The organism is Sphingobium algorifonticola, from assembly GCF_004005485.1.
GTDB classification, from domain to species: domain Bacteria; phylum Pseudomonadota; class Alphaproteobacteria; order Sphingomonadales; family Sphingomonadaceae; genus Sphingobium; species Sphingobium algorifonticola.
In genome coordinates, this window is the sequence record NZ_RZUL01000002.1 from 650,806 (window position 1) to 663,584 (window position 12,779).

General features: G+C 62.9%; 11 protein-coding genes. 4 read left to right on the plus strand and 7 right to left on the minus strand.

Going from position 1 to position 12,779, the window contains the following annotated elements; translation table 11 throughout:
* The first annotated feature begins 16 nt into the window (after positions 1-16).
* The gene (locus ENE74_RS08230) at positions 17-2,335 is read left to right on the plus strand and encodes an EAL domain-containing protein (RefSeq protein ID WP_127690367.1); all 2,319 of its coding nucleotides are present in this window, start codon (positions 17-19) and stop codon (positions 2,333-2,335) included.
* 367 nt (positions 2,336-2,702) lie between these two features.
* Here ENE74_RS08230 and ENE74_RS08235 read toward each other — a convergent pair whose 3' ends face one another.
* The gene (locus tag ENE74_RS08235; protein WP_127690635.1) at positions 2,703-4,076 is read right to left on the minus strand and encodes a class II 3-deoxy-7-phosphoheptulonate synthase; all 1,374 of its coding nucleotides are present in this window, start codon (positions 4,074-4,076) and stop codon (positions 2,703-2,705) included.
* Between the two features lie 494 nt (positions 4,077-4,570).
* The gene (gene cysS / locus ENE74_RS08240; protein WP_127690368.1) at positions 4,571-6,076 is read right to left on the minus strand and encodes a cysteine--tRNA ligase; all 1,506 of its coding nucleotides are present in this window, start codon (positions 6,074-6,076) and stop codon (positions 4,571-4,573) included.
* 171 nt (positions 6,077-6,247) lie between these two features.
* Between cysS and ENE74_RS08245 the strand changes: the two genes are divergently transcribed.
* Positions 6,248-6,814, plus strand: coding sequence for a DUF1993 domain-containing protein (locus ENE74_RS08245; protein ID WP_127690369.1), 567 nt, complete (start codon positions 6,248-6,250; stop codon positions 6,812-6,814).
* Positions 6,815-6,841: 27 nt separating this feature from the next.
* On the opposite strand, the gene ENE74_RS08250 is transcribed toward ENE74_RS08245, so the two are convergent.
* The 5 genes from ENE74_RS08250 to ENE74_RS08270 form a co-directional block, all read right to left on the minus strand.
* Positions 6,842-7,318, minus strand: coding sequence for a GreA/GreB family elongation factor (locus ENE74_RS08250; protein ID WP_127690370.1), 477 nt, complete (start codon positions 7,316-7,318; stop codon positions 6,842-6,844).
* A 144-nt stretch (positions 7,319-7,462) separates the two neighbouring features.
* Entirely contained in the window at positions 7,463-9,289 is a 1,827-nt protein-coding gene (gene cobT, locus ENE74_RS08255) for a cobaltochelatase subunit CobT (protein WP_127690371.1), read from the minus strand.
* On the minus strand, positions 9,286-9,702 hold the full coding sequence (locus tag ENE74_RS08260) for an OsmC family protein (protein WP_127690372.1): 417 nt from the start codon (positions 9,700-9,702) through the stop codon (positions 9,286-9,288). Before ENE74_RS08260 ends, cobT begins: the two co-directional genes overlap by 4 nt.
* A gap of 4 nt (positions 9,703-9,706) precedes the next feature.
* Positions 9,707-10,714 (minus strand): cobaltochelatase subunit CobS, encoded by a 1,008-nt coding sequence (cobS, locus tag ENE74_RS08265; protein WP_127690373.1) that lies wholly within the window; start codon positions 10,712-10,714, stop codon positions 9,707-9,709.
* 54 nt (positions 10,715-10,768) lie between these two features.
* Positions 10,769-11,377 (minus strand): J domain-containing protein, encoded by a 609-nt coding sequence (locus tag ENE74_RS08270; RefSeq protein ID WP_127690374.1) that lies wholly within the window; start codon positions 11,375-11,377, stop codon positions 10,769-10,771.
* Between the two features lie 45 nt (positions 11,378-11,422).
* Here ENE74_RS08270 and ENE74_RS08275 point away from each other — a divergent pair, with 45 nt between their 5' ends.
* The gene (locus ENE74_RS08275; RefSeq protein WP_127690375.1) at positions 11,423-11,707 is read left to right on the plus strand and encodes a BolA family protein; all 285 of its coding nucleotides are present in this window, start codon (positions 11,423-11,425) and stop codon (positions 11,705-11,707) included.
* 120 nt (positions 11,708-11,827) lie between these two features.
* A complete protein-coding gene (locus ENE74_RS08280; RefSeq protein ID WP_127690376.1) occupies positions 11,828-12,730 on the plus strand; it encodes a pirin family protein in 903 nt (300 codons plus the stop codon).
* Positions 12,731-12,779: the final 49 nt, after the last annotated feature.

Consider the following 12,779-nt stretch of genomic DNA (forward strand, 5'->3'; position numbering starts at 1 on the left):
AAGGGTCACAACACGCATGCCATTCCTGTCCGTCCAGCCTGGTGCTTCAGCACCCCGCGGCAAGCGAAAGCTGCTTGCGTGGCTGGTATTCCTGTCCTTTTTCATCGGGATAGCAGAAATTGGCGAGCCTCTCGAGCTGGGCATGCGTGCCGCGCAGTTCAAGATTCGGGCACAAGCGGCCAGCGGCAGGATCGTCGCAGTCGGTCTTGATGACCGGGCTTTCGCGACATTGGGGTCGTGGCCATGGAAGCGCGACAAGGTCGCACAGCTGACCGACGACCTTATGGCGTCCGGCGCGGACCGCATTTTCTTCACCATTCCGTTCCCGCCGCTCGACCAGCAGGGCGACCGCATCTTTGCTGACACCATCGCCAAATATCCCGGCCGCGTCTTCCTGACCGCAGCGATGGATTATCGCACGGGTGAGACTGCCGGAACACCCGTGTTCCCGGCCCCGATCATCGCGCGCAACGCCGCCATCGTCAGCAAGATGAAGTGGATCGAGTTCTGGAATGGCACCGCGACGATGCCCTATGGGCAAAATATTGCCGGGCGCTATTACACGTCGATCTGGACGGAAATCGCTGGTGTCGACACCAAAAGTACGGATCAGTTTCCGGTCGATTATTCTTACCGGCAATCATCGATCCCCTATCATAGTGTTTCGGAAATCATGTCGGCCCGGCCCGGCACCGTCGACCTGCAAGGCAAATCTGTCATCGTTGGCCATAATTCCAATGCATTCTCGAACTTCGAATATATTCTGGGGCAAGGTCGTACAGCCGATCTATTCGTGACGGCTTTGGGCGCCGAAACATTGCGCGGCGGCGCACCGCAATCCTGGGGCTGGATGCCTGCCTGGTGCTTTGCTTTGGCGATAGCGGCGTTCTGCTTTCTTGGCAGATGGACAAAGCTGGTCGGCCCGGTCAGCGCCGGTGCGCTGGTCGTGCTGTTCGTCGCGCCGATCATGCTTCAGAACATGGGCATCTTCATCGACGTGGCACCGGCCTTCGTCCTGGCTGCCTCGATTGCGATCACGGCCGCCTGGCAACGCTATGGCGCGCGGAAGCAGAGCCTGGGTGCGATCAACCCGGTATCGGGTTTGCCGACCGTCAATGCGATCCTGCATCGCGACGAGCTGGACCCGCAAATCCTGGTCGCAGCGCGAATCAGCCGGTTTACCGAGATCGTCAGTACCTTGCCCCCCGAGCATGAGCGCGAGTTGCTGGGGCAGGTCGTGTCGCGCCTGTCGCTTGGCGTCGGTCGGCTTCAGCTTTTGCATGGCGATGACGGCAACTTCTTCTGGCTGATGCCTGGCGAGCAACTGGCCGGGGCAGTCGATCAGTTCAAGGCGCTGCAACTTATTTTCCGCAACAGCATCGCGGTGCAGGACAAGAGCTTTACCGTCGACATCGCGTTCGGCGTCGATCAGGAAGTCGATCGGCCGCTGTCCCATCGGCTCGCCAGCGCGCTGGCGGCGGCGAAGGCGGCGGCCGATCAGGGCACCTGCTGGAAAATCCACGATCCTGCTGCCAACGGCGCACAGCAATGGGCGCTGTCGCTCCTTGGCGAACTGGATCAGGCAATCGACAACGGCCATCTGTGGGTCGCCTATCAGCCGAAAATGGAGCTGGCGTCGCGCAGGATCATCGGTGCCGAGGCATTAGCGCGGTGGACGCATGCGACGCGCGGGCCGATCGGTCCCGACGAGTTCATTCAGGTTGCCGAGCGCCACGGCCGCATCGAAAAACTGACCGCCTTCGTGCTCAACGATGCCGCGCGGGTCGGGGCCGAAGCGATGCGGCAGGACCCGGATTTCTGCATTTCAGTCAACATTTCCTCGGCCCTCCTTGCCTCGCGCAACATCATCGACATGGTGCGGCAGGCGCTCGCTGCGAACGCCTTCCCTGCGGCCAATCTCATTCTGGAAGTCACCGAAACCGCGGCCATGGCGGAAGGCCGTGTCGCCATCGCCCTGCTGGAGGAATTGCGGGACATGGGCGTGCGCCTGTCGATCGACGATTATGGCACGGGCATGTCCACGCTCGAATATCTCCGCAGCATTCCGGCAACCGAGCTCAAGATCGACAAGCAGTTTTCGATGGCGCTGCAAAGCAGTGCGGAAGATCAGGCGGTGGTGCAATCAACCATCGAACTGGCGCATGCACTGGGGATGATCGTGGTGGCGGAAGGCATCGAAACCGCCGAAACGCTCTACCTACTCGACCAGATGGGATGCGAGATCGGCCAGGGCTATCACATCTGCAGGCCCACTGACTGGGAAACGATCCTCACCATGATCCCGGCCCCGGCGCGGATCGTTGCAAATGGTTAATGAGTTGTAAGGGATAGGCATTTACTATATTGGTTCCGAAGGCGCGGCCCTGTGCTGCGTCTTTTTTATGGGGATCAATATGAGCAAGAACAAAGCGCCTGATCGCCGCCCCCAGCAGCCCGCTCGTGGCTTTTGGGACTGGCTTTTCGGTGGCGGCTACTGGGCCTGACGCCAAAACTTATCCTTTGATGGACCGAGGAAAAGCCCCGATTCCGGGGCTTTTCTAGTTTTTGCGCCGGTCGTGGTCCTGTGCCTAGGCGCGCCAATCTATCGCTGCACCGCACGGTCGGATGGTGCACGGCCATCCGTTGAACGTCTGCCCGAATCAGAGGGCGAATCGCGCGTTAACCATAGCGAATCGGGTGCGTCAGGCCGCTGCTTTGCGTCGCTCCGCCAGCTCATCGTTAAGCATTTCGGCGAGAAGGAACGCCAGTTCGAGGCTTTGCGCCGCGTTGAGACGCGGATCGCAATGCGTGTGATAGCGGTCCGCCAGTCCCTCGTCGGTGATCGCAATCGCGCCCCCGGTACATTCGGTGACATTCTGCCCGGTCATCTCGGCGTGAATGCCGCCGCCAAAGCTGCCTTCGGCGCGATGCACCGCGAAAAAGCCGCGCACTTCGGCAAGGATACGCTCGAACGGTCGCGTCTTGTAGCCGTTGGGCGCTTTCACGACATTGCCGTGCATCGGGTCGCACGACCACAGCACCGGATGCCCCTCGCGCAGCACCGCGCGCACCAGCTTCGGCAGGCCCGCCTCGATCTTGTCATGGCCATAGCGGGTGATGAGCGTGATCCGCCCCGCCTCGCGCGCCGGATTGAGCGTGTCGAGCAGCCGCAGCAGCACGTCCGGCTCCAGGCTCGGCCCGCACTTCATACCGATCGGATTGCCGATGCCGCGCAGATATTCGACATGCGCCGACCCCTCGAACCGGGTGCGGTCCCCGATCCACAGCATGTGGGCGCTGGTGTCGTACCAATCGCCCGTCAACGAATCCTGCCGGGTGAGCGCCTGCTCATAGGGGAGCAACAGCGCCTCGTGGCTGGTGTAGAAGCTGGTGCCGCCAAGCTGCGGCACGGTGTCGGGCGAAAGGCCACAGGCTTTCATGAAGTCCAGCGCCTCGCCGATGCGATCGGCCATTTCGCTGAACTTCTTGGCCCAGGGGCTGCGGCCCATGAAATCCAGCATCCAGCCATGCACCCGGTCCAGGCTGGCATAGCCGCCGGTGGAGAAAGCGCGCAGCAGATTGAGCGTCGCCGCCGACTGGTTGTAGGCGCGCACCATCCGCGCCGGGTCCGGCTCACGGCCTTCCGCGGTGAACGCAATATCGTTCACATTGTCGCCGCGATAGCTTGGCAATTCGACGCCGCCTATGACTTCGGTGTCCGATGAGCGCGGCTTGGCGAATTGCCCCGCCATGCGCCCGACCTTCACGATCGGCAGCTTGGACGCGAAGGTCATCACGACGGCCATCTGAAGCAGCACGCGGAAGGTGTCGCGGATGTTGTTCGGGTGGAACTCGGCGAAACTCTCGGCGCAATCGCCCCCTTGCAGCAGGAACGCGTCGCCTTGGGTCGCCTTGGCCAGCTCCGCCTTCAGGCTGCGCGCCTCGCCTGCGAATACCAGCGGCGGATAAGTGCCAAGCTGCGCCTCTGCCGCGGCCAGCGCCGCCGCATCGCGATAGGTCGGCATCTGCCGCGCTTCCTGGGTCCGCCAGCTGTCAGGCGTCCACTTCGCCACCACCGTCATCCTTCTGTCTCAATCCATCCGAAAATCAGGATGGCTCCTATGCGCGCGACGTCCCGTGAAGGCAAGCCCGCGCCGCCATCCGCTTTCTTTTGTTACGTCAACGCTGGCTTGCGCGAAACGGGATTGCTTCGGTCAGTGTGATCGGATGGGGTGGCTGTGATGCAGTCTGGCTATTTTTACCGTTCGGGCTGAGCCTGTCGAAGCCCTCCACTGCACGTCGTGAAGTGGCTTTGCAGCCAGAGCTTTTCAACAAGCAAGGTTCCGTTCCCCCGCGCACGCGGGGGTCCAGGGCCGCACGGAATAGCATTTGAGGCCCTGGACCCCTCCTTTCCCAGGGGAACAAGGCATACATGCTCGAACGGGATAATCGCCACGTGCCTTCGCGATGCTCAGGCGAACCCCATTCGACTGCCTGCCTGCAGCAGACGCTCAGGACAGGCTTCGACTTCGCTCACGGCGAACGGCTTTCTAGGTTTCCTTGAATACCCTCAGCCCAGGTCGATCTTCCATTCCCAACCCAACGGATCGCCGTCCATCACCTCGACACCCCGCGCAGCCAGGGCATCGCGGATCGTGTCCGAAGTGACGAAGTCCTTGACTGCGCGGGCCGCCTTGCGCGCGCCAAGCTGCGCTTCGATCTCCGCTTCGGCGATCGTCGCATCCTTTGGGCGGATGCGCAGGTCGGTGCGGGTGAGTGTGAGAAGGTTGAGGCCCAGTACCTGATCCATATCACCGATCAAGTTGCGTTTCAGATCAGGGCCAAGCCCCTTCTGCGCTAAGGCTTCTTCCAGAACGGTGAGGGCAAGCGGGGTATTCAGATCATCACTGATTGCGGCATCGAAACGCGCGATCAGGCTATTGGCAGGGTCTGATACAGGGCTGTTGTGGGCGGCTACATCGGGAACGATCTTCTCCACCGCCATCACCAGCCGTTTAAGCCGCGTCAGCGCCGCGCCCAGCGTCTCCCCGCTGAACTCCAGCTCGCTCCTGTAATGCGCGCTGAGGCACAGCAGGCGATAGGCGAGGGGATGCACGCCGCGGTCGATCAGCGAGAAGAGCGTCGTAAAGCCGCCCTTGCTCTTGGACATCTTCCCCGCCCGATCGACCAGGAAATTATTGTGCATCCACCAGCGCGCGCCGGTGAACCCCGCCGTCGCCGCATCCACGCCGCCATCCCCACCGCAGCAGGCATGAAAGGCCTGGTTTTGGGCAATTTCATTGGGATGATGAATTTCGCGATGGTCGATGCCGCCGGTGTGGATGTCGAACGGATGCCCCAGCGTATCGTGGCTCATCACCGAGCATTCGAGGTGCCAGCCGGGCGCGCCCTTGCCCCATGGACTGTCCCATTCCATCTGCCGCTGCTCGCCCGGCGGTGACCTGCGCCAGATCGCGAAGTCGGACGGGTGGCGCTTGCCCTCCACCGGATCGATCCGCGCATTGGCCGCATCGTCGCGGCCCCCGGCGAGCGCGCCGTAATCGGGCACGGAGGCCGAGTCGAAATAGAGGCCGGTCGGCAGTTCGTAGCAATGCTTGTCCGCGATCTTTTCCGCAAAGGCGATCATCTGCGGCACATAATCGGTCGCGACGGTCCATTGCGAGGGGGGCAGGATGTTGAGCACAGCGATATTGTCCTTGAACGCCTGCGTATAATGCGCTGCGATGTCCCATATGCTCTTCGCCTGCGATCGCGCGGCGGCCTCCATCTTGTCGTCGCCCGCGTCCGCGTCGCTGGTCAGATGGCCGACGTCGGTGATGTTGATGACGTGGCGGACTTGCATGCCCTTCCACAGCAACGCCCGCCGCAACGTGTCGGTAAACACATAGGCGCGCAGATTGCCGAGATGGGCATAATTATAGACCGTCGGACCGCAGCTATAGACGCGCGCGATGCCCGGCGTGATCGGTTCGAAGGTCTCGATCGAGCGGGTCAGGCTGTTGAACAGGCGCAGCGGGGCGGTGGTTTGGCCACGGGTGGCGGAAGTTTCAGTCATGGTCCGAAGCCATGATGGCGTTGGGGCGGGAGGTCAACCTTTTGGAACCGGCACAACCAATGGTTCATTTGACGCTATGCCGCTGGAAGACATGGCGCCAAGATCGGACCGCGCCTATTGCGCCATCGGCGCTGTACGCTTTGTGCATGGTGCAATGAAAAGGTGATTTTCGTGACTCTCAGCGATATTCTTATCCCGACCTATGTTCAGATGCTCAAGGCGCTGTCAGCCTGGCTTGGCAAGGCGCAGGAACGACTGTCGGCCGATGCGGCGCAAGCCCTGCTTACCGCGCGCCTCGCGCCCGACATGTTTCCCCTTTCGACACAAATCCGTTTTGCCTGCGTACAGGCGCTGGAGGGCGTGTTCAGAGCGCGCGCAGAGGATTTTCCGCCCACCGTCGATATTCTGCTGAATGAAGGGCGCAATGCCGCCGAACATCCCGGCTCCATCGCGGATGCGCTGGCGAGAATCGATGAAACCGTTGCTCTCGTGGAATCGCTTGCCGCGCAAGCTATCGATCTGGACCCTCAAACACCAATCGCCCATGCTCTTCCCAACGGCATGATATTCGATCTTGCGGCGGAACAATATGTCCGTGACTGGGCAATACCCCAATTCTATTTTCATGTGATGATCGCCTACGCAATTTTGCGTAACAACGGAGTCGATTTAGGCAAAGCGGATTATGTCGCCCATATGTTCGGCTTTCTCCGACCCGGTACAATGCCTGCGCAATAAATCATCATCGCAAATCGTTGCGTGATTTTAATCGAGCATCGAGTCCGCGATCCCCACCTCAAGCACTTCGATCGCCTCCGCCGTGCCGCCGAAATCCAGGCGCTCGCCGACTTCCGCTTCCATCATCGCGCGGGCGAGGGGGGCGGACCAGGCGATGCGGCCTGCCGCCGGATCGGCTTCATCGTCGCCCACGATATCAAGCGTGCGTTCCTGCCCGTTCAGGCGGAAGCGGACGCGAGAGCCGAAGGCGACGGCATCCTGCGGCGGCATCGGCGCGAGTTGCGCCGTCGCCTGCCGCGTTCGCCAGTAGCGGGCGTCGCGCAGGATTTTCTTGCGCGCCTCTCCATCGGTGGCGTGGGCGAGAGCGGCCTCGATCTCGATCACTTTCGCTTCGATCTGCGCAAGGCCACGCGGCGTCACCAGATTGGGACCATGCGGAATGGGCAGCTCGAACTTCGGTTCGAGGTGCTCATCGTCGCTCTCGCGGCGGAAGGCGACGCTCATGGTCCTGGTGCCGCCCGGAATATCCGTTCGCCCTGAGCCTGTCGAAGGGCCATGCCGAACGCAGCGAGGTTGCTGCCTTCGACAAGCTCAGGCAAAGGCTTCGACAAGCTCAGCCCGAACGGGAATGGGTTGATGAGATCGTACTCAATCCTCATCGAACAGCCCCGCAAGCTGTTCCACCATCGTGCCGCCAAGCTGTTCCGCGTCCATGATCGTCACCGCGCGCTTGTAGTATCGCGTCACGTCATGGCCGATGCCGATAGCGACGAGTTGCACGGGGGATCGGTTTTCGATCCAGTCGATCACCTGCCGCAAATGCCGCTCCAGATAGGTGCCGCTGTTTACCGAGAGCGTCGAATCGTCGACCGGCGCACCGTCCGATATCACCATCAGGATGCGGCGTTCCTCATGCCGTGCGATCAGGCGGCTATGCGCCCACAGCAGCGCCTCGCCGTCGATATTCTCCTTCAGCAGCCCCTCGCGCATCATGAGGCCCAGGTTCTTGCGCGCGCGCCGCCATGGATCGTCGGCACGCTTGTAGATGATGTGGCGCAAGTCGTTGAGGCGGCCGGGAAGCGGCGGGCGTCCGGCGGCGAGCCAGTCCTCGCGGCTCAGCCCGCCTTTCCACGCGCGCGTGGTGAAGCCCAAAATCTCGGTCTTCACGCCGCAGCGTTCGAGCGTGCGGGCCATGATATCCGCGCTGATCGCCGCGATGCTGATCGGGCGGCCGCGCATGGAGCCACTGTTGTCGATCAGCAGGGTGACGACGGTGTCGCGAAACTCGGTATCGCGCTCGATCTTGTAGCTGAGTGACCGGGTGGGATCGATGACGATACGGGCCAGGCGCGCGGCGTCCAGCATGCCCTCCTCCTGGTCGAAATCCCAGGAGCGCGACTGTTGCGCCATCAGGCGGCGTTGCAGGCGGTTGGCAAGTTTGGTGACGGCCCCCTGCAAGGATGTGAGCTGCTGGTCGAGGAAGCCGCGCAGGCGGATCAGCTCATCTTCGTCGCACAGATCCTCCGCGCCGATCGTCTCGTCATGGCGACTGGTATAGGCCTTGTAATCGAAACCCGGCGGCAGGTCCGCCATCGGACGATTGGGGCGAACGGGCATCATGCCTTCCTCGCCCATGTCATCCGCGCCGCTTTCGCTGTCGCTGTCGAACTCGTCGCTGTAATCGGGGTCGCCGTCCTCGCTTTCGCCGCCCTTTTCCTGGGATCGCGCCTCTACCTGCGCGTCGCTGTCGCCGGACTGGTCCTCGCCCTCGTCGCCTTCGTCCTCCTGATTTTCTTCGTCCTCGCCGTCCTCCTGCGCGTCGTCGTCGCTGGCGTCGGGCGGGGCGTCGGTTTCGATGAGGTTGAGATGTTCCAGCAGCGATGTGGTCAGCTTCTGAAACGCGCGCTGATCGTCGAGCGCAAGCCCCAGCGCATCGAGATCGGACCCGGCCTTGTCCTCGATCCATTCGCGCACGAAATCGAGACCGGCGTTCGCGCTGCGCGGTGCCGCCTGCCCGGTTAGCCGCTCGCGCACCATCAGCGCGACGGCCGTGCTGAGCGGCACTTCGTCGCGGCCCTTCGCGCGGGAAATGGGATCGGCCTTCAGGCGCATCGTCAGCGCCTCGTTCAGATTGGCGCGCACCCCTTCCATCCGCCGCGATCCGATCGCCTCGATCCGCGCCTGCTCGACAGCGTCATAGACGCTGCGGGCGACAGCTTCCGCCGGGGCGGACGCGGCATGGACCTTGACGTCGTGATGCCGCATCCGCAGCGCATTGCCATCGGCGAAACCCCGTGCCAGCGCCACCTGATCAGCCGGCAGATTGCGCGCCGGAGCGGGTACGCGCACCTGCTTGCCCACGACATGCGGCGCATCCGATGTAAAACTGACTTCCACGTCCGCATCGCGCGCCATCGCCCGCGCCGCGCCGGACAGCACGGATTTGAACGCATCGAGAGGGGAGCGTTCGGTCATGATTCGCGATGTTCGCCAGTGGCATCGACAAGCAGCGTGTCGATTTCGGTCGTCACCTGCGTCATCAGCCTGTGAACCGGGCATTTTGCGGCAACGTCGCGCAGCTTTTCACGCTGCGCATCGGTCAGGTCGCCCCCGATGGCGATACGTGTGGTGAGGCGATAGAGGCCTTCACGCTCCCGGCTGGCATCCCGGCTGACGCCGACATGGATGTCGTCGAGCGGAATGGCATTGCGCTGCGCATACCAGAGCATCGTCAACGCCTTGCACGCGCCGATCGCGGCGTCGTAGAGATCATGCGGGTCCGGTCCGGCGTCGCCATCGGGCGGCGTCATGTCGGTCACCAGATCATGCGCGCCGATGCTGATCCGGTGCGCGCTGCCGTCCGGCGCGATCCGCTCTACGACGATCATGGCCTCAGCCTGCCTTCCCCACCACGCTCTCCGGCAGATCCTTGCCGAACACGCGCTGATAATATTCGGCGACCAGCGATCGTTCCGCCTCGTCGCATTTGTTGAGGAAGGACAGGCGGAACGCGAAGCCGACATTCTTGAAGATCAGCGCGTTCTGTGCCCAGCTTATGACCGTGCGCGGCGACATGACGGTGGAGATGTCGCCATTGACAAAGCCCTGCCGCGTCAGTTCCGCGACCTTGATCATGTTCTCGACTTCCTTGCGGCCGCCTTCGTGATCGTATTCGCCAGACTTGGCGAGGACGATCTGCGCCTCGGTCGCGGCGGGGAGGTAGTTGAGCGTCACGACGATGTTCCAGCGGTCCATCTGGCCCTGGTTGATCTGCTGCGTACCATGGTACAGGCCGGTGGTGTCGCCCAGCCCGACCGTGTTTGACGTCGCGAACAGGCGGAACCAGGGGGAGGGGCGGATCACCCGGTTCTGGTCGAGCAGGGTCATCTTGCCGTCAGTTTCCAATACGCGCTGAATGACGAACATCACGTCCGGCCGACCGGCGTCATATTCGTCGAACACCAGCGCGACGGGGCGTTGCAGCGCCCAGGGGAGCAGCCCTTCCTTGAACTCGGTCACCTGCTGCCCGTCCTTCAGGACGATCGCGTCGCGCCCGACCAGATCGATGCGGCTGATATGCGCATCCAGGTTGATCCGGATGCACGGCCAGTTGAGCCGCGCCGCCACCTGTTCGATGTGCGTCGACTTGCCGGTGCCGTGGTAGCCCTGCACCATCACGCGGCGGTTGTGCGCGAAGCCCGCCAGGATCGCGAGCGTCGTGTCCGGGTCGAACACATAGGCCGGGTCGGCATCGGGCACCCGCTCGTCGGCTTCCGAAAAGGCGGGGACCATCATGTCCACGTCCACTCCGAATACGTCCCGTGCGCTGACTTCACGGTCGGGCCGCTCCAGGATCGTCTCGCTGCGGTTGTCGGGCTGAGTATTGGGAATGTCGGTCATATTGGGCCTGTTCGGTCGGATGGAGTGCGCCGGAGGTGACGCAAAAATCAGGACTCAGGCAAATGCCGGAGCCTTTCGCAGATGCGTATAGGCGGAAATCACTGCCTGCAACGCTTTCTCGTGGCTGCGGTCCCCGCCATTATGATCAGGGTGATAGCGGCGCGCGAGTTGCGTATAACGCTGGCGCAGCGCCTTTCGGTCCGCGTCGGCCGCCAGCCCCAGAACCTTGAGCGCCTGCCGGTCCTCGCCCGACAGCGGTTTGCCATCGACGCGGGCTTTCGCTTCCTGCATCCGTTCCCGGAACTTCGCGCCGATCGCGTCGATCGGATCGGTAAAGTCCTGCCACTTCGGCGGCGGGGTGGTGCCGTTGGTGGAAAAGGCGCGGGTCTCGCGCTCCCATCCGGCAAAGGGGCGCTGTGCCGCCTCGATCTCGTCGGGCGACATGCCGCTGAAGAAATTATAGCCCTGATTGAAGGCGCGCACATGGTCGAGGCACAGCCAGCGCCAGCGCGGCCCTTCGTGCGCGCCGTCCGATCCTTCCAGCGGCGGCGCGCGAAACTCGCCCGGTTCGGTGCAGCCGTCCATCGCGCACGGGCGATCCGCACCTTCGACCCGGCCGTGAAAGCGGTTGTGGCGGCGGGTGGAAAAGGGTTCGGAAGCCAAGATCAGTCCAGATGCAATTGCGGCGGATGGCCTTATATAGGGCGCATGACCGGAGAATCGAAAGGGCCAGTAGGCCAGGAAATCGAGGCACGCCTGCGCGCTGCCCTGAACCCGCAACGGCTTGCCGTCATCAACGACAGTGCCAGCCACCGCGGCCATATGGGCGACGACGGCACGGGCGAGAGCCATTTTACGGTGGAAATCGTGGCGGATGCCTTCGTGGGGCAAAGCCGTGTCGCCCGGCAAAGGCTGGTGAACGGCGCGCTGGCGGAGCTGCTGCGCGAGAAAATCCACGCGCTGGCGATCAAGGCGAAAGCGCCGGGGGAATAACCCATTCTCCGTTCGGGCTGAGCTTGTCGAAGCCCTCGCCTGAACGCACGGGAAGGCACTTCACTGTGTTCAGTGTAACCCTTCGACCTCGCTCAGGGCGAACGGTTTTCAGGAGTTTCTATGAACCAGGACCTCATCATCCAGACGATCACGCCGACCACCCACAATCTCGGCGATTTCAAAGTGTATCGCAGCCTGCCCGCGCCCGACCGTACGATGGTCGGGCCGTTCATCTTCTTCGATCAGGCGGGACCGGCGAAGTTCGGGCCGGGCGAGGGGATCGACGTGCGGCCGCATCCGCACATCAACCTCGCCACCGTCACCTATATGTATGAAGGCGCGTTCCTGCACCGCGATTCGCTGGGGACGGAGCAGATTATCGAGCCGGGCGCAGTCAATCTGATGACGGCGGGCAAGGGCATCGTCCATTCAGAACGCTCGCCGCAGGATGAGCGTGATCGTGCGTCGAAACTTTCGGCGATCCAGACCTGGCTGGCATTGCCCGACGCCCGCGAGGAAATGGACCCTGCGTTCGAGCATGTGGCAGAGGATGCGCTGCCGGTGCTGGACTACGGCGGCGCGCGGGCGCGGATCATCATGGGGTCGCAGTGGGGTCAGCGCGCGCCGGTCACCACTTACGCGCAGACGATCTATGCCGACATCATGCTGCGCCCCGGCGGCGCCATTCCGATCGAACCGGATGCGGATGAGCGGGCGCTCTATGTCTCCGGCGGCGATGCGGCACTGGATGGCATGCCGCTGAGTCCGCAGACCCTGTACGTGCTGCGACCGGGAACCCGCGCGAGCCTGTACAGCGTCGACGGCGGGCGCGTGATGCTGTGCGGCGGCGAAGCCTTCACGACGCCGCGCCACGTCTGGTGGAACTTCGTCGCGTCCACCAAAGACCGGCTGATGCAGGCGCGCGAGGACTGGGAAGCGATGCGCTTTCCCCTGATTCCGGGTGACGATGCGGAGTATATTCCCAGTCCGCAGGGCCGCCCCAAGACGGTCAGCTATCCCTGACGTGCCGGACGCCGCGACAATCGCGGGATTAAGGATTTGACTGCACCGC

Excerpts from the sequence above, each read along its gene's own strand:
- cobS (WP_127690373.1), bottom strand. The coding sequence starts at position 10,714 with ATGACCGACATTCCCAATACTCAGCCCGACAACCGCAGCGAGACGATC.
- cysS (WP_127690368.1), bottom strand. The coding sequence starts at position 6,076 with ATGACTGAAACTTCCGCCACCCGTGGCCAAACCACCGCCCCGCTGCGC.
- ENE74_RS08260 (WP_127690372.1), bottom strand. The coding sequence starts at position 9,702 with ATGATCGTCGTAGAGCGGATCGCGCCGGACGGCAGCGCGCACCGGATC.
- cobT (WP_127690371.1), bottom strand. The coding sequence starts at position 9,289 with ATGACCGAACGCTCCCCTCTCGATGCGTTCAAATCCGTGCTGTCCGGC.
- ENE74_RS08275 (WP_127690375.1), top strand. The coding sequence starts at position 11,423 with ATGACCGGAGAATCGAAAGGGCCAGTAGGCCAGGAAATCGAGGCACGC.
- ENE74_RS08230 (WP_127690367.1), top strand. The coding sequence starts at position 17 with ATGCCATTCCTGTCCGTCCAGCCTGGTGCTTCAGCACCCCGCGGCAAG.
- ENE74_RS08250 (WP_127690370.1), bottom strand. The coding sequence starts at position 7,318 with ATGAGCGTCGCCTTCCGCCGCGAGAGCGACGATGAGCACCTCGAACCG.
- ENE74_RS08280 (WP_127690376.1), top strand. The coding sequence starts at position 11,828 with ATGAACCAGGACCTCATCATCCAGACGATCACGCCGACCACCCACAAT.